We start from the raw sequence: 16,218 nt of genomic DNA, 5'->3' as shown, positions 1-16,218 counted from the left end.
CTATTTGACGCCATTTGGCAAGATTTAGCCATTTTTAACTCATTTAGATAACTATCGATTGAATTGAGGCCACGCCCTAGTATCTAAATTATATTGAACCGACTACTCACATTTAACTGAATATGGATTGGCCTGCTACTTTGCCAACAGTTGACGACTACGCTCAATCACTGGCGCATCTACCATCTCGCCATCTATTTTGAATACTGCCTGTCCACTGCGCTCATACTCCTCGACCACACGCTGCGCAAATGACAATGCTTCGTCTGTTGGTTGTAATGCCTGCTGGACGACAGCCACTTGTTTGGGATGAATACACAGCATTCCTGACATCCCCATTTGTGACCATAACTGTACTCGATCGCTCAGTCCAACTTCATTGTTGAAGTCAGGATAAATGGTATCGATGGGCGGCGATAATTGGTGCACTTTTGACGTTAGGATTAGTTGATAGCGGATTTGATTGGCGATGATATCAGCGGCAGGCGTTCCTACTTGCACTTGCAAATCATTGCACAAATCTAAAAATCCATAACTAAACGCGGCTAGCCCAACTGCTTTTGCCATACTATCGATTTGATACAATCCCATCGCACTCTCGATCAATGCAATAACAGGTAAATTGGTAAGCTGATGTACGTTATTAATATCTTCTGCTTGCTCAGCTTTGGCCAATAACACGCCAGCCAAATTAGACATTTTCTGACAGAGCACTATGTCTTTGAAAAATTCTTTGCTACCTGCCTTATTAATACGCACCCAAATCGGCTGATAACCTGCACTGTCGTGATATTGCTGCAATGCTTCACGTGCCGATGCTTTATCTTCTGGCGCAACGGCATCTTCTAAATCGACAATAACCGCATCTGCACCACTAGCAAATGCTTTCGCTACTCTATCGATACGAGTCGCTGGCACAAACAGCCATGTTTTATTTTGAGAAATCGTTTTTATTTTATTTTTGATAACTGAATCCATGCTTAATTCCTATATTATTCAAGTAGCTATTAGCATATTTATTATGCCACTATACAGCTGATGTTCATTTAAAATTAGCAATTTATTCGATAGTGCAAAACCAAGATTACTTAGACATTCTATTAAAAAACCAAATCAAAAAAACCGCATGAAAATTAATCTCATGCGGTTCTTGAGTCTCATGCAGTTTTAAACAATTACTTTCTTATCTAATCTATGTCTTATAGATTGTCTAATTAAGCTAGCATGCCACCATCGACAACGATAGTCGCGCCTGTGGTATAGCTTGAGGCGTCCGACACTAGATACAATACGGTACCAGCCATTTCATCAGGCTCAGCCACACGTCCTAGCGGAATCGAGTGTAGCGCCATTTTTAAGACTTTATCGTTAGTAGTCAATGCAGAGGCAAACTTAGTATCCGTCAAACCTGGCAATAGCGCATTGACACGGATATTAAGTGGGCCACACTCTTTAGCAAAGGCTTTGGTCATGCTGATGACTGCTGCCTTGGTGATTGAGTAGATACCTTGTTTGTCGCCTGCTACTAAACCATTGACCGACGCGGTATTTAAGATGACACCGCCGCCCTGCTCTTTCATCATTTTGCCAGCGGCCGTCGACATAAAGAAGTAACCACGGATATTAACTTCAACCGTTTTATCAAAGGCGGCTAAATCCGTATCTAAGATATGGCCATAGTAAGGGTTGGCTGCAGCGTTATTGACTAAGATATCGATTTGACCAAATTCACTTTTGATATGCTCAAAAATTGCGTCAATTTGCTCCATGTCTCCCACGTGACAAGCGAAAGCACTGGCATTATGGCCGTCAGCTTTGATGCTATCAGCAACTGCTTGGCAAGCATCGATTTTTCGGCTTGAGACAATCACATGTGCGCCTCTTGATGCCAATAGACGGGCAATAGACTCACCAATACCGCGGCTAGCACCAGTTACTAGAGCAATCTTACCGGTTAAATCAAATAAATCTTTCATCATTATTCCTTGTATTTTTATAAACTTTATATTTTCAATAATTTTTGAGCGCTGAATTCATATATCTAAAACGTGTATCTAAAATAAGATAATCGCTGTCATAACTAACAGCGATTATCGAGCACTAATGAACTGAACAAAGAGCGCTCAACGATCACAGTTACGCTAGCATACCACCATCTAAGGTGAAGGCATGACCATTCATAAAGCTGCTTTCATCGCTGGCAAGCCACGCAATCGCACTAGAGATTTCACTGACGTTTCCTAGGCGGCGCAGTGGACTGGCCTTAATCGTTGCTTGCTGTGTACGCTCATCCATCGTTGCCATGGTATTGCGTACCATTGGCGTATCAATGAAGCTTGGGCATACCGCGTTAAAACGGATATTGGCACGGGCATACTCATGGGCAGCAGATTTGGTCAGACCCATAACCCCATGTTTAGCTGCACTATAGGCTGAAATCATAGGCGCTGAACGCAGACCAGCAATAGAGGCGACATTGATCACATGACCACCGCCATTAGGGATCATGCAATTGACAGCGGCACGCATACAGTGCCAAACACCTTTTAAATTCACTGCGATATTGCGATCAAAATCATCATCGCTTAGCTCGTGCATTGGCGAAGGCTTGTGATCGATACCAGCATTGTTTACCACAACATCTAAGCCACCAAGCGTTTCTACTGCAAAATCAAACAACGCACGCACTTCATCACCACTGGTCACGTCTACTTTTTTGAAGACGATACTGTTGCCAGCATCTTGGCCTTGCTTGGCAACCGCTTCGCCCATCTCTTCTGCCATATCACCAATGACAACTTTTGCGCCGCGGCTAGCCAGCAATAACGCACTTGCTGCACCGATGCCTGATGCACCGCCCGTGATCAAAATTCGTTTGCCAGCTACATCTGATGCAATTCCATTTGTATTCAGTGTCATGTCCTATCCCTCTACCTTAAGTACTAGTTTGCCGAAATTTTCACCGTTAAAGAGCATCATCAAAGTATCAGGGAACGTCTCGATACCTTCAACGATATGATCTTTTACTTTCATATCACCTGACTGAATCCAGCCAGCGATATCCTTCATAGCGATTGGATATTCTTTGATATTATCGAACACCACGATGCCTTCCATGCGAGCACGATTGACCAATAATGATAAATAGTTCGATGGGCCTTTTACTGCTGTGGTGTTGTTATATTGGCTGATAGCCCCGCAAATAACGATACGCGCATGTAGATTAATCTGAGTAAGCACGTCATTTAAGATATCACCGCCTACGTTGTCAAAGTACACATCGACGCCGTTTGGACAGGTTTTCTTTAGTGCTTTTTTCACATCTTCGTTTTTGTAATCAATCGTCGCATCAAACCCAAGCTCATCGACCAAGAATTTGCATTTCTCAGCACCGCCCGCGATACCGACGACGCGGCAGCCTTTAATTTTGGCAATCTGACCAACCAAGCTACCAACTGCACCAGCAGCTCCTGATACCACTACCGTTTCGCCTGCTTTTGGCTGACCCGTTTTTAGCAGACCAAAATACCCTGTCATACCCGGCATACCGAGTACACCCAAGTAGTAAGACAGCGGCGCTAGGCTTGGATCAACTTTATGCAGGCCTGTACCATCGCTGACTGCATAGGACTGCACGCCGTCGTGACCTGCGACATAGTCTCCAACAGCAAATTTCTCATGCTTACTTTCAATCACTTTACCCACAGTACCGGCGCGCATAACTTCACCAATTTGTACTGGCGCGATATAAGATTTGGCATCGTTCAGCCAACCACGCATCGCCGGATCGATAGAGATGTACTCAACCTTAATCAGTAGCTGACCATCGGTGATAGTCGGTATTTCTGTCTCGGTATAATCCCAAGTTTCAGCGCTTGGCTCGCCTACTGGTCTTGCTTTTAGGCGCCATTGTTTGTTTATCGTTGTCATGTCTCTTTCCTTAGAGTTGTCCTTAGAACCAGTCCGCTTGCATATCAGTGCAAACCGAGTTGGTGTTGGTTAATAATTCGATGTCGCGTTTAACTAATGGTAGTTCCCAATCAATGAAGTATTTGGCCGCTTGTATCTTGCCTTTGTAAAAGTTCTGCTGCTCGACATCTTGCGTCGTACTTAGCAGCTGCTCGGCTTTACTGGCTTGGCGAATCCAAATCCAGCTCAGTACAATTGAGGCAAAAATATTCATTAGTGCTTGAGCATTACCAGTCAATGTCAGCGCTTCTTCTGTCTGCAACACTTTGCCCAAATGCACGAGCACTTCATGCAGCTGACCCATATAAGGCATCAGCTTGCCTGCAAGTTGCGCGCTCTCAGGCGTAGTGATGCTTTCTAAATCTTTTGTAATTTCACGTTTTAGGATTTGAATACCTAACCCACCTTTTTGCCATAACTTACGGAATGACAAATCTAGCGCCTGCACACCGTTTGTGCCTTCATGGATAGGATTTAGACGATTGTCACGCCAAAATTGCTCAGCCTGATATTCACGCGTATAGCCTGCGCCGCCCAATACTTGAATACCCAAATCATTGGCTTTTGGCCCATATTCAGACGGCCATGCTTTTAGCACTGGCGTTAGCAAATCTAATAGTTCGGTTAGCTCATTTTTTAGCGTTTCGTCTTCACAGGTATTGATACGGTCAATTAGGTTTGAGCCATATAAGCACAATGAGATACCACCTTCAGAGTAAGCTTTTTGCGCCAATAGCATGCGCTTTACATCACCATGCTGAATAATAGCCGTTGCATCATCTTCAGGCTTGTTGTTTGGCGCAATGCGACCTTGTGTACGGTCTTTGGCATAATCTAGCGAATACTGATAGCCACGATAACCAATCATAGAAGCGCCAAAACCGACAGCGATACGTGCCTCATTCATCATCTTGAACATATAGCGCAAGCCAAAGTGCTCTTCGCCGATCAAATAACCATGACAATCGCCTTCATCACCGAAGCTCAATGCTGTAGAAGTCGCACCTCTATAACCAAGCTTATGAATCAGTCCAGTCAGATGTACATCATTACGCTCGCCAACAGACAAGTCATCGTTCAAGCGATATTTAGGCACGGCAAATAAAGAGATACCTTTAACACCGCCTGGACCACCTGGTACTTTTGCTAATACCAAATGTACAATATTATCAGACAGCTCATGGTCACCTGCTGAGATATAAATTTTGCTGCCTTTGACTCGATACGAGCCATCGTCTTGTTTTACCGCAATGGTTTTGATATCAGCAAGCGACGAACCTGCGTGCGGCTCGGTCAATGCCATGGTGCCGGTGAACTCGCCTGTCAGCATGCGCGGCATAAAGGCTGCTTTGATATCATCGCTAGCAAAATGCGAGATAACGTTGATTGCCGCAGTGGTCAGAAATGGATAGGCAGTCGTTGATGGATTGGCTGCCATAAAGTAGCCTGCCACAGCAGTCATAACCGTCTCAGGTAACTGCATGCCACCGTCTTCAAAACTATAACGACCTGCGATAAACCCAGACTCGCGGAACGCATCAAAAGCGACTTTTACATCGTTTATCATGCTGACTTTTTTACCATCGAACTGCGGCTCGTTCTTATCTGCAATATGGTTGTGCGGTAAAAATAAATCTGTCGCAATCTTATTTGCCGTCTCTAATACAGCATCAAATGTCTCGCGGCTATGTTCTGAGAACTTTGCGTGCTCGGTGAGTGATTCTGTGCCTAGTACATCATACAATTGGAAAGGTAATTCAAAATCGTTTAGGAGGGTATCTGCGGCCATAGTATTCTCATTAACTGATTAAATGTGGTTATCAATTGATATTAGTCTAATTTGATACTTGTCCGTATTGTCATTTATGACATAATTATGGTCAAATAAGACACAAACAGAGTATCTAACCAGTTAAAATCAACCAAACAATGGTTATTTTGGTAAGCACAGCCAAGGAAACGAGTGACTTATGCCCTATTTCAAACCTTTTAAAATGATTATTCTTGGCTTCGATGGTGTGCTCGGTAGTGTACTCTCTGGCGCATTGGACTTGTTTTCATTCACAGGGGTCAGCTGGCAGCGCTTTTCAAATGAGTCTGTAGAGCCACGGTTTAATGTGCAAATCGCCAGCTTGGGTGGCGGCGATATTAGGTGCAGCAATCGGTTAATCATGCAAGCCCACTGTGATATCCGAGACGTGACAGAATGTGATTTATTGCTTGTGCCCACTATTGGCGACTCTATTGATAAGGTATTGACGCAAAACAGTGAGCTACTGCCCCACTTAGTACGGCTTGCGAATACCAAGGCCGATATAGCAAGCAATTGTAGCGGAGCATTTTTTTTGGCAAAGGCAGGATTATTAGATCATAAGATAGCCACCACGCACTGGGGCTATGCCAATAAGTTTAAGGCAGACTTTCCATTGGTGGACTTACAAGAGAATCAGTTTGTGACTCATTCAAGAAGCGAGTCAACAAACCAGTCAGGCAATATATTTTGTGCAGCTGGCGGCAGCGCCTTTTATGATTTGGGGCTATTATTGATTGAGCGCTACTGCGGACGTGAAATCTCTACACAGGTGGCAAAAACCCAAATTATTGATAGCAAAAGAGGCAGTCAAAATAGCTACACTAATGTGACGTTGCACAAACCGCATTCGGACCATTTGATTAAACAAGTACAAGAATATATCGAAGAAAACTTTCAGCATTCTTTGCAGGTCAGTAGTTTAGCCGCTATGGTAAATATTACCCCGCGCACTTTAAATAGACGTTTCCAGTCCTGCGTAGCGATGCGACCGATTGAGTATATTCAGGCCGTTAGAATTGAACAAGCCAAACGCTTACTTGAGTTGGGCGATGTATCGATAAAGTCTCTTGCCGATCAAGTAGGTTATGATGATATCTCTTCATTCACGCGTCTATTTAAACGTGCGACTGAACTTACACCTAAAGAGTATCAAGATAAGTTTTCGCGGTTAGCTATTTAAAAAGGACAGTGATTAGCGTTTAAGCAGTCTGCCACAAGCCTTCTACTTGAATGGCATCAGCCTTGATGGTTGGATAATCGGTAAATGCCAACTGATAGCCGCCATTTGCATTAGGACTCAGCTGGCAAGTCGCTCCCAGCGGAAAGCTGTATTTTTTGCCGATATGACCAAAAGGCATACCACTATATATCGGCAATCCTGTTAGTTCATGTAGTTGGCGAATGACTGTGGCGACATCATAACGTTTATCATAGCTGTCCTCACCCGTACCAGACAATGCTCCAAATACAATCGCTTGTTGACCTTTAAATATGCCTGCGAGATATAAGTCATATAACATGCGCTCAATACGATACGCCTGCTCGCCGACATCTTCTAGAAATACAATACCGCCATCGATACGCGGTAAATATTCACTACCTGCCAGCGCTGACACGACACTTAGGTTACCACCCCAAATCGTACCAGTTAATGGTTTTGGCTCACCTTTTGTCAGTATGGCAGGTAGCTGCTGACTGGTTAATGAAGCATCTTGTATGCTGATAGTTAGATTGGGATTGGTTAACACTTCAACAAACTGCTGACAGCTGACTTTATCAGGCGCAGTTTTACCAAACTCGCTATAGAGCATCGGTGCGGCAAGCGAGCTCATTGACCCTTTTGCCAATAGCGCACATTGGATAGCTGTTACATCGCTAAAGCCTGCGAGTATCGTGCCGCGCTCTTTCATAATCCGTCCTAGCGTCGACCAGTCCACCGTAGGCAATATACGCATGGCACCGTAACCACCGCGCACACCTAGCAGCAGCTTTGGCGCGGCTATTGCTCCAGTGGCAAGATTTTGAAAATCGCTAGCACGCTGTGAGTCCGTTCCCGCAAAGCGTAAATACTGACGATTGGTAATAGCAGGATTTTCTACTTTAAACCCAGCACAAGCCACGCGATCTAATGCCAACTGATTACGCTCATCACTACCACCAACGTTAGAGCTAGCAAAAAGTCGCGTCTCAATCGTAGGCGTGATACAACCTGTCTGCGTCAGTGATTCCTGTGACGTTTGTGCTAATGAACGATTATCCAATAATGAAGTTGGTAGATCATCCTTGGTCAGCTGCGTACTATGACCAGACTCGATAGGACTGGCTGCAAGCGCTTGAGAAATACCTTGGCTCGCTAATATTGCTGTTCCTGCACTTACACCGATTCGACGTAGAAACTGCCGACGGTTTAGCCCAGATGTTGTTTCAGTTGCACGACTATTTTCATCATCTGTCCATGCCTGACGCTTAATCCCCATATCTTGCTGCTACCTTATCGCTTTTATTTTTATGACTTGTGTTTTTAGACCTTGTGGCAGCATATTGTAGACGCTTTTCTGACACTGATGGTTGCCTAATCTTTACCGATATTTACTTTTTCGCTACTGAGACACACAATATAGGTCGATTAGATTTGTTACTGTAAATACAAATTCATCGCAAAAAACAAAAGGTAATAATTATGTTTAATAAAAAAACCGATAAAAACAAGTCACTTGATTCTAATTTAGAATACTTGCTGGGCAAAGAAGATAAGCTGAAAGAAAAATTAGAAGACAGCGGCTATCTTGAGCCGTTTAGTGATGATTTAATGCTATTTATGAGTCTTGTCAAAGACTATTATAAAGGTGACTACCGTAAGATTCCTTTTAAGACAATCTCAGCTGGCGTTATTGGTGCGCTCTATGTGCTAAATCCAATTGACCTCATTCCTGATTCTATTCCGTTTATCGGCCATATCGATGATGCGCTAGTACTTAAATTTTGTTTAAAGCAGGCCAGAAAAGATCTACAAAAATACAAAGAATGGAAGCAGGAACAATCAGCTACTAAGGATAAATTAGAAGCTAACAACGACAAGACTAGCCCTGATGAGAAAGATAGTGACGAGACTGGTACTAATCTGAAGAAAGCCTCATAAATATTAATACTTTCAACTATTAAAAAACTGCACTATCGAAAAAGCCACGACCGCGAATTAATACTTCGGTCGTGGCTTTTGTTATTTACAATTCATTCAATACTATATTTTAATCAGGTACTTCATAATTAGCTTTTTCTGGATTAAGACCAAACGAGTAGACGAATGTCGCAACGAGACTATTGATAATAATGAAAGGTAAATCAATCGCAGCATGACCAAGTGCATAGCGACCAAGCAGCCACGAGACGATCAACATGATAATAAAAAATGCACCCAAATATGCCAAAATTGCAGGATGTTTTAAATTATAAGGCTGCTCAGGCGTCGGTTGTTTGTCTAATACATACGTCCTTACCGCCCAACCAGCTGCATAAGAGAACCCGCCTAACACCACGTAACTGAAAAAATTCATATTGCTTAACTCTAATGGTATGACTGTTTATAACAAAATACTGTCTATGCAAATATCATCGACCAACAATAATATTTATAGTTGATACTTATACAAGTACTATCGTCAACGCTTATTTAAATACTGTCATCAACATTATCGATAACAAGATTGGCATGTGGATTGGCTAAAATATCAGTATTCACCTCATCGCACTCCACACGGTAGATCGTGTTGGCACCTCGGTAAATATACGACAAGTACTCACTGTCTAAGAGCGGATCAATATTTGCATAGGCTGGTTTGACATGAGCCAGTACAAGTACACGATCAGGACGACCAATGACTGCATCGACATTATCTGGATCGATAGAGAAGAACTGCGGTATGTCGCTATTGTCTATCACTTCTAACGGCTCTGGTGTATCCCAGACGCGCTTAGCAGTGACGGGTTCTTTCATCTGCATCACCCAAGTGTCATCTTGCTGGCTGACTTTTATTTGTGCAGGTTCATCTTGACTCACCGTATAACAACCCTCAAAGACAGACAGATCTGCCGCAACTTCGGTATCTGCTTGAAGGCTAGTATCATTACAAGCGCTTAGAAAAATCGCGCTGCTAGCAGTCACACTGAGCATCAGATACGTCAGTCTCTTATTAAATAAATTCGAGCGTAAAGACATAATGGGGTTATCCTGCAATCATGCATTAAAAACTTTTATTAAGTGTACTATTGTCAAAAAACCATCAAATAGCAGATACAAAAAATGCGCTTGGGCATCTTTGTAGCAAAGACAGCTCTGTCATTAAAAACCAGTGCCTTTCAGAGAGCTTCGCTATTTTAACAGAAAACCAAGACGTTACTATTATGTTATAAGTTACCGTAACGATTTTCTGACTTTGTGCATCACGACTGCCCATATTTATGATAGATTTGCTATACTCACAACGTCATCATCATCGTTCGAATAGCGTAAACGAGATGCTCTAGTACTACCCTATGCTTACCAATTATCAGGTCCATACTCTTTTATGTCAGACAACCGTAATTCAATGCCAAACACTCATAAAGACAACGCGATTGATCCATTGGCTGCTAAAACAAATACCACTGTGGCCTATACTGATGGTGCTTGCAAAGGCAATCCTGGCGCTGGCGGCTGGGGAGCACATCTTATATTTAGTGATGGCAGCACGCAAGATTTGTACGGCGGCGATAAAGAAACCACCAATAACCGTATGGAACTAATGGGCGCGATACAAGCCCTGACCCAGAGCCCGCACGAGCATACTCTCGAGATTTGGACCGATTCCAGTTATGTCAAAAAAGGCATCACTGAATGGATTGAGGGTTGGAAAAAAAAGGGCTGGAAAACTGCCAGTAAAAAGCCAGTCGCCAATCAAGACCTATGGCAACAATTGGATAAGCTCTGCCAACAGCGTGATGTTAGCTGGCATTGGGTCAAGGGTCACGCTGGACATGCTGGTAACGAAAAAGCAGATGAGCTGGCAAACTTAGGTGTCACCTCAAACAGCGGGCATTCAGCTATGCTCAATGAAGCAGATACGACTAAAAAAAAAGACCAAATAGCGTCTGATATTGTTATTAATACTGACGCTAACACTGATACCTTGCAAAAATCGTCTAGCGCTGACTGGCTAAGTTTCGATCCATTGGGTCTAGATATGATGGACGATGAGTGTGATGAAGAGCTCTTAGAACCTGAACCGCTAAGAGAAGATAGTCAGAGTACAGCTAGCACCCTTAAGATAAATGAAGACATTGCTGTAGAATCTAGCAATCATCAAGACAATACATCCAACCCGACGAGTACCAAAGCTATGCCAGATATTCAAACGCACCTAGATGATACCGTCGACAATGATATGTTGCCAAATGTAGAATCTGACGCACCTAAATTCGATGGGGATACTAGCCGTGCCAACCCATATTTCAAGCCGCTACTACCAAAGCCGATACACCGCCATGAAGCAGATCGTCAGCTTATTATGGATACAGAAACCACAGGGCTTGATGCACTAAAAGGCGACCGTATTATTGAGGTCGGTATTGTGGAGCTGGTCGGACGTAAGTTTACTGGTGAAAAGCTGCACGTTTATATCAATCCGCAGCGCGGTATGGATGATGAAGTCATTCGTATTCATGGTATCTCTGAAGCATTTTTGACCGATAAGCCGACCTTTGATCAAGTGGCTCAGTCTTTGTACGACTTTATGGATGGCGCTGAGATTATTGCTCACAACGCTACTTTTGATATGAACTTCTTAAATATGGAGTTTGCAAAAGTTGGTCTGAATGACTTTGCTAATCGAGTGCAAGTAACCGATTCACTAGCAATGGCCAAGCAGCAATATCCTGGGCAAAAAAACACGCTAGATGCCCTCGTACGTCGCCTAGATGTTGGTAAGCAAGACCGTACTTTTCACGGGGCATTACTTGATTCAGAGATTTTAGCCGAAGTTTATTTGGCAATGACTGGTGGACAGGTCACGCTTGCCATCGAAGAGGATACAGATACCGATGGCGGACAAACCGCTCATGCAAATTTCGCCAATTTAGCGAATTTATTGCTGGCTTCAACGGCGGATGATACTGCTGACCAAAGCTGGTATGCCGCTTTGGCAGAAGATTATCCTGCCCTAAAAGCTAGCACGTAATTGTCATTTTAATTTTTATTGAACCGACATTTGTATAATTTAGTCTTGATTATTATGATAGAAAGCGTTAAAACATCACTAACCAATATTTTCTAAATCAAATTTACACTATTGCTATTCTCATCAGTACATTATGGAAAAATACTTATGGACCAGTCTGCGCAAATGAAGCTAACCGCCCCAACGCTTAGTGTTACTGATTTTAACCTACCATCACTCCATTTACTGCATGATGAGGTTATAGCAACGCTTAAAGATACTGAAATTCATCTAGGTGAGTTCAATGATGATAGTAGTCAGGCGCCTTTGTTGTCAGATTCTATCGAAGTATTAAAGCAGCTGTCTTGTATTTTCAAACTAATTTCTTTGGTCGGTGCAGAAGCATTGAATGATGCTATTGTTGGTGGTCTACAGAGACTTTATGACAATGGTGATAACAACGATACTGATTTGATCATGGATCTATCAGAAGCCATCATGACCTTGGATCGTTATGTCGAGTTTGTACTATTGACTGAATCGGTAGAGCCTACTCTACTCATACCTGTAATCAACAAGCTTAATGCACATAGTCAAAAAGCTCCTATTACAGCAGACTATTTTTCTGCATTTGGTAGCAGTAGTGTCATCATCGCCAATCCTGAACAAAACTTTGAATCTCTAAGCACGCTCAATCTAGACACAGAGCTGCTAACCAACGCGTATCGTAGTGGCCTTGCGGTTGCACTACTCAATCAAGATGACAACATTGACTCAGCAGATCAGCAAAAGCTTGATGCCATGAGTGCAGCCTGTGCATTAATCGCCTCAAATACTGATAGCTTATTTTGGCAAGCAGCGTCTGCTGCCGTGACTGATATCGCAGCAGTATTACCATTAAACTTAAGTCAAAAACACACACTTATCTATTTAGAACAGCAGTTTCAAAGCTATTTACCAGTCATGGATACCCGCTTTGCAGATTTAGTGAGCTTTGCCTGTCAACGTGATAACGAGCAAGCGCATCAATTACGTGAACAATATGCCAGTAACCATTTAGAAGGTGCTCAGCTAGAACAAATGAAGCGCTTTTTATTCGGTCCTAACCGCGAACTTACCGATACGTTAAACACAATTATTCAAAATCAGATCAATAACATTAAAGAACACGTCGATAGTTATGCACGTGGCGATTCAATCAATCCTATTGATATGCAGACAGCGCAGATTATTAAAGAGCTGACTGAACTAAGTTCGGCATTACGTTTGTTAGGTCTGTCCAACGCAGCCAATAGTCTTAGCGAAGCAGCAGAAGCTGTGAGCCATTGGCAAGCGCCTTCTCCTGAAGATTTCGATCATTTGCTACTAGCGTTAATGCATGCAGAGAACGCTACCATTGCTATGGCAGAGATGCATACACCAGGGGCAATCTATCTGCCACTGAATAATCCGCATATCTCATTGCATCAGCTTAATACGGCCAATGACACCTTGATACAAGAAAGCCGAACTGCGATTGCTAGTGCTGAGCAAGCCATCAATGATTATTTGGCGGAGCCTGAACGCGATATGCTCAATATCCAAAATATTCCTGGGATGATGCGTCAAGTAGCAGGCGCAGTACGTTTCTTACAACTGGCCACACCTGCCAGCATGCTGAGTCAGTTAGCTAACTACATTGAAAAGCGTATCGAAGGCGGACGACGTATCGAAGACAGTACGTTAGCCTGCATCGCTGATGTTATTATGGCGGTCGATCATCACTTAGATGGTTTTGAGAATAATCGCCCTGTTAGCAAGCAAGCGCTTGATGTGGGTCAGCAAAGCTTGAGCCACCTACTTGCTGCTTAACTTTTCTCATTGTCATGGTCATTATCTCTTAGCCATGACATCTCATTTGAATACAGATAACTCAAGATAATGTAAGTACAAGTCAGGCATGTGAAAGCGCTACAGTCATTAGGTTGAACTAGCCTGGTCATTAGGCTGAACCAGCCTGACAACATATATGGATATCTGGGTATCCGGTTACATAGAATTATTGATATTTTACTCTAAGACAGTCTGTGTCTACGTCGATGCGGACTTACTTTATAATGTTTGGAATTTTATATGGCCCATGCTTTTGTATTAAGTGATGACAGTATCTTATGCCGTCAAATGCCAGATGGTTGGTGGCCTTTGCAAGTTCAGCTATCGCCCGACAGTAATGACTTAAGCGAGCAAGCTTATCAGGTTGGTCACGTAACGCTGCACGAAAGCCTAGCACCAAATCATTGGTTATCAGACGATAGCACTGGCAACCATGCAGATGATACGGTTGATGCCAATATGGCTCATAGCTTTACCGCTCAAGCGACGAGTGCCATGACTTATGACTATGCAGTTGCTCATAACGTGACGCTACCAATTATTGCTGAAAGCAGTGGTAACACTTTTGTTCCTTATCGAAAACTAATGACTCATTTGCCAGTCGCTTTATCAGATCAGATTAGTCAGGCAATACAACTATTAAGCTGGCAAGCAGATACACAGTTTTGTAGTCGCTGTGCTAGCCCTACCGTACATGCTAACCAAGGCGAACGTGCCATGGTTTGTCCAATATGTCGATTGCGCCAATACCCTCGCGTGCAACCGTGCGTCATCACCGCTATTACTCGGCCAAACCCAGTGACAGGTGAGATGCAAATCTTACTGGCTCACCATCATCGTCATGGACAGCAGAACCTGCCGCCAATGTATGGTTTGATCGCAGGGTTTGTAGAAGTTGGAGAGAGTCTGGAGCATGCAGTAGTACGTGAAGTAGCAGAAGAGGTCAATATCAGCGTAACAGATATCCGCTATGTGAGCAGTCAGCCATGGCCATTTCCCTCTAACTTAATGCTTGGTTTTCGAGCCTCGTATGCCAGTGGCGATATTATCTTGCAAGAAGATGAGCTAGCTCATGCTGATTTCTTTGATCTTTCAAATCTACCTAGAATCCCACCAAAGGGTAGTATCGCTCGCGATTTGATTGACCAAGTGGCTAAAGAACAAAATATAGATTTATAATCAGTCCTTATCTATAAACACCACATTACGCTATAGTATTGTATTTTCAATCTCATATCTTTAAAATCGCTGCTCCTGTGATAAGCGTTTTACTTTAAACTTTATTTTTTAATAAGTAACACGCTAACCTGAGCAGTAAAACGCTGACAGAGCAGATGCTCTTATAGACACTGTTTTACAAAGACCGCTTTCTCAATACTTTATCTCTATTTATACTAATACCTATTCTTACGACTGGTATTAAGGTCCTTAATTAAATGCAAAGTAGCACCAATATACGCTTAGTCAATCTACCTATCTTATTCGATGCATTACACATTGATACCTTGCCCGCTGACATACAGGCAAAAATTGCACGTGTGGATGCTTGTTTGCCACAGACGCAATGCGGACTATGTGAGCATCCAGATGGTTGCCTGCCATATGCCGCTGCGATTGTATTAGATGGCGAGCCGTACAATAAATGTGTGCCCGGTGGTCAACCCGTCACGGACGCGATTGCTCAGACTCTCGATATAGACACTCCTAACACTACGCTTATGGCAGTGCCTTCACAGTGGCCCATAGATGCCACTTCCGAACGTCCGACCGAGGTTCGTGCGGTTATCCGTGAAGATGACTGTATCGGCTGCACCAAATGTATTCCTGCTTGCCCAGTCGATGCTATCGTTGGTACTGGCAAGCATATGCATACGATTTTTACAGATTTGTGCACGGGCTGTGAGCTATGTATCGCGCCCTGCCCTGTTGATTGCATCGACTTAGTCACGATTGAGCGGGAAATATCTGAGCCTGAGCGCATAGCAGAGCAAGAGGATCTAAGACAACGCTACCACACTCATTTGAAACGTGTCACAGAACAGCTTGCCGATACGAGCAATAGTAGACCTGTCGTTAGTATGGTAGAGGCTAAGCTCAATAATGCAGCAAGCCAGTCTCTAAATATCAGTGAGTCACAAGCAAAGAATACCATTACAGCAGCCAAGCTCCGTACCAAAATCAAAAAACTAGAAAAACAACTGAGTGTGCGCGCAAACGATAAGAAACAAGCAGAACTCGAATCCTTACAAGCCGAGCTTGAGCCATTGCAAGTAGCGCTATAATGGTAATAGCTGACTATGCAATTCATTCGTTAATAAATTGATACTTTAATCATTAACATGAATGCTAGCGCTAGCATATAATTTGGCACCA

14 protein-coding genes are annotated in these 16,218 nt (G+C 43.2%); 6 read left to right on the top strand and 8 right to left on the bottom strand.

Features of this window, described 5'->3' with window-relative positions; all coding sequences use genetic code 11:
• Positions 1-135 precede the first annotated feature (135 nt).
• The 5 genes from ACI2IW_RS04300 to ACI2IW_RS04280 form a co-directional block, all read right to left on the bottom strand.
• Positions 136-978, bottom strand: coding sequence for an HpcH/HpaI aldolase/citrate lyase family protein (locus tag ACI2IW_RS04300; RefSeq protein WP_404692761.1), 843 nt, complete (start codon positions 976-978; stop codon positions 136-138).
• A 236-nt stretch (positions 979-1,214) separates the two neighbouring features.
• Positions 1,215-1,979 (bottom strand): SDR family oxidoreductase, encoded by a 765-nt coding sequence (locus ACI2IW_RS04295; protein WP_404692760.1) that lies wholly within the window; start codon positions 1,977-1,979, stop codon positions 1,215-1,217.
• A 157-nt stretch (positions 1,980-2,136) separates the two neighbouring features.
• On the bottom strand, positions 2,137-2,919 hold the full coding sequence (locus ACI2IW_RS04290) for an SDR family NAD(P)-dependent oxidoreductase (RefSeq protein ID WP_102078818.1): 783 nt from the start codon (positions 2,917-2,919) through the stop codon (positions 2,137-2,139).
• Between the two features lie 3 nt (positions 2,920-2,922).
• A complete protein-coding gene (locus ACI2IW_RS04285) occupies positions 2,923-3,930 on the bottom strand; it encodes an NADP-dependent oxidoreductase (protein WP_404692759.1) in 1,008 nt (335 codons plus the stop codon).
• A 22-nt stretch (positions 3,931-3,952) separates the two neighbouring features.
• On the bottom strand, positions 3,953-5,758 hold the full coding sequence (locus tag ACI2IW_RS04280) for an acyl-CoA dehydrogenase (protein WP_201567559.1): 1,806 nt from the start codon (positions 5,756-5,758) through the stop codon (positions 3,953-3,955).
• A 181-nt stretch (positions 5,759-5,939) separates the two neighbouring features.
• On the opposite strand from ACI2IW_RS04280, the gene ACI2IW_RS04275 reads away from it, so the two are divergent.
• Positions 5,940-6,962: a GlxA family transcriptional regulator gene (locus ACI2IW_RS04275; protein WP_114700239.1), complete on the top strand. Its 1,023-nt coding sequence runs from the start codon at positions 5,940-5,942 to the stop codon at positions 6,960-6,962.
• A 19-nt stretch (positions 6,963-6,981) separates the two neighbouring features.
• Here ACI2IW_RS04275 and ACI2IW_RS04270 read toward each other — a convergent pair whose 3' ends face one another.
• On the bottom strand, positions 6,982-8,259 hold the full coding sequence (locus ACI2IW_RS04270) for an LD-carboxypeptidase (protein WP_404692758.1): 1,278 nt from the start codon (positions 8,257-8,259) through the stop codon (positions 6,982-6,984).
• A gap of 203 nt (positions 8,260-8,462) precedes the next feature.
• Here ACI2IW_RS04270 and ACI2IW_RS04265 point away from each other — a divergent pair, with 203 nt between their 5' ends.
• Complete coding sequence (locus ACI2IW_RS04265; RefSeq protein ID WP_404692757.1) at positions 8,463-8,921, top strand: YkvA family protein; 459 nt, start codon at positions 8,463-8,465, stop codon at positions 8,919-8,921.
• 109 nt (positions 8,922-9,030) lie between these two features.
• Here ACI2IW_RS04265 and ACI2IW_RS04260 read toward each other — a convergent pair whose 3' ends face one another.
• Both ACI2IW_RS04260 and ACI2IW_RS04255 read right to left on the bottom strand, forming a co-directional pair.
• Entirely contained in the window at positions 9,031-9,336 is a 306-nt protein-coding gene (locus ACI2IW_RS04260; RefSeq protein ID WP_114700242.1) for a hypothetical protein, read from the bottom strand.
• Between the two features lie 116 nt (positions 9,337-9,452).
• On the bottom strand, positions 9,453-9,998 hold the full coding sequence (locus ACI2IW_RS04255) for a hypothetical protein (protein WP_404692756.1): 546 nt from the start codon (positions 9,996-9,998) through the stop codon (positions 9,453-9,455).
• Positions 9,999-10,347: 349 nt separating this feature from the next.
• On the opposite strand from ACI2IW_RS04255, the gene dnaQ reads away from it, so the two are divergent.
• The 4 genes from dnaQ (at position 10,348) to ACI2IW_RS04235 (ending at position 16,127) form a co-directional block, all read left to right on the top strand.
• Positions 10,348-11,994: a DNA polymerase III subunit epsilon gene (dnaQ, locus tag ACI2IW_RS04250; protein WP_404692755.1), complete on the top strand. Its 1,647-nt coding sequence runs from the start codon at positions 10,348-10,350 to the stop codon at positions 11,992-11,994.
• Positions 11,995-12,141: 147 nt separating this feature from the next.
• Positions 12,142-13,824 (top strand): hypothetical protein, encoded by a 1,683-nt coding sequence (locus ACI2IW_RS04245; RefSeq protein WP_404692754.1) that lies wholly within the window; start codon positions 12,142-12,144, stop codon positions 13,822-13,824.
• 261 nt (positions 13,825-14,085) lie between these two features.
• On the top strand, positions 14,086-15,024 hold the full coding sequence (nudC, locus tag ACI2IW_RS04240) for an NAD(+) diphosphatase (protein ID WP_404692753.1): 939 nt from the start codon (positions 14,086-14,088) through the stop codon (positions 15,022-15,024).
• Between the two features lie 257 nt (positions 15,025-15,281).
• Complete coding sequence (locus tag ACI2IW_RS04235; RefSeq protein WP_404692752.1) at positions 15,282-16,127, top strand: RnfABCDGE type electron transport complex subunit B; 846 nt, start codon at positions 15,282-15,284, stop codon at positions 16,125-16,127.
• Positions 16,128-16,218: the final 91 nt, after the last annotated feature.

This window comes from Psychrobacter sp. NPDC078501 (genome assembly GCF_044900935.1).
Lineage (GTDB): Bacteria > Pseudomonadota > Gammaproteobacteria > Pseudomonadales > Moraxellaceae > Psychrobacter.
This window is presented reverse-complemented; position numbering and strand designations above follow the sequence as displayed.

Bases quoted from the DNA above. Each gene is read 5' to 3' on its own strand.
- ACI2IW_RS04280 (WP_201567559.1), bottom strand. From the start codon at position 5,758: ATGGCCGCAGATACCCTCCTAAACGATTTTGAATTACCTTTCCAATTG.
- dnaQ (WP_404692755.1), top strand. From the start codon at position 10,348: ATGTCAGACAACCGTAATTCAATGCCAAACACTCATAAAGACAACGCG.
- ACI2IW_RS04275 (WP_114700239.1), top strand. From the start codon at position 5,940: ATGCCCTATTTCAAACCTTTTAAAATGATTATTCTTGGCTTCGATGGT.
- nudC (WP_404692753.1), top strand. From the start codon at position 14,086: ATGGCCCATGCTTTTGTATTAAGTGATGACAGTATCTTATGCCGTCAA.
- ACI2IW_RS04245 (WP_404692754.1), top strand. From the start codon at position 12,142: ATGGACCAGTCTGCGCAAATGAAGCTAACCGCCCCAACGCTTAGTGTT.
- ACI2IW_RS04235 (WP_404692752.1), top strand. From the start codon at position 15,282: ATGCAAAGTAGCACCAATATACGCTTAGTCAATCTACCTATCTTATTC.
- ACI2IW_RS04265 (WP_404692757.1), top strand. From the start codon at position 8,463: ATGTTTAATAAAAAAACCGATAAAAACAAGTCACTTGATTCTAATTTA.
- ACI2IW_RS04290 (WP_102078818.1), bottom strand. From the start codon at position 2,919: ATGACACTGAATACAAATGGAATTGCATCAGATGTAGCTGGCAAACGA.
- ACI2IW_RS04300 (WP_404692761.1), bottom strand. From the start codon at position 978: ATGGATTCAGTTATCAAAAATAAAATAAAAACGATTTCTCAAAATAAA.
- ACI2IW_RS04285 (WP_404692759.1), bottom strand. From the start codon at position 3,930: ATGACAACGATAAACAAACAATGGCGCCTAAAAGCAAGACCAGTAGGC.
- ACI2IW_RS04260 (WP_114700242.1), bottom strand. From the start codon at position 9,336: ATGAATTTTTTCAGTTACGTGGTGTTAGGCGGGTTCTCTTATGCAGCT.
- ACI2IW_RS04255 (WP_404692756.1), bottom strand. From the start codon at position 9,998: ATGTCTTTACGCTCGAATTTATTTAATAAGAGACTGACGTATCTGATG.
- ACI2IW_RS04270 (WP_404692758.1), bottom strand. From the start codon at position 8,259: ATGGGGATTAAGCGTCAGGCATGGACAGATGATGAAAATAGTCGTGCA.
- ACI2IW_RS04295 (WP_404692760.1), bottom strand. From the start codon at position 1,979: ATGATGAAAGATTTATTTGATTTAACCGGTAAGATTGCTCTAGTAACT.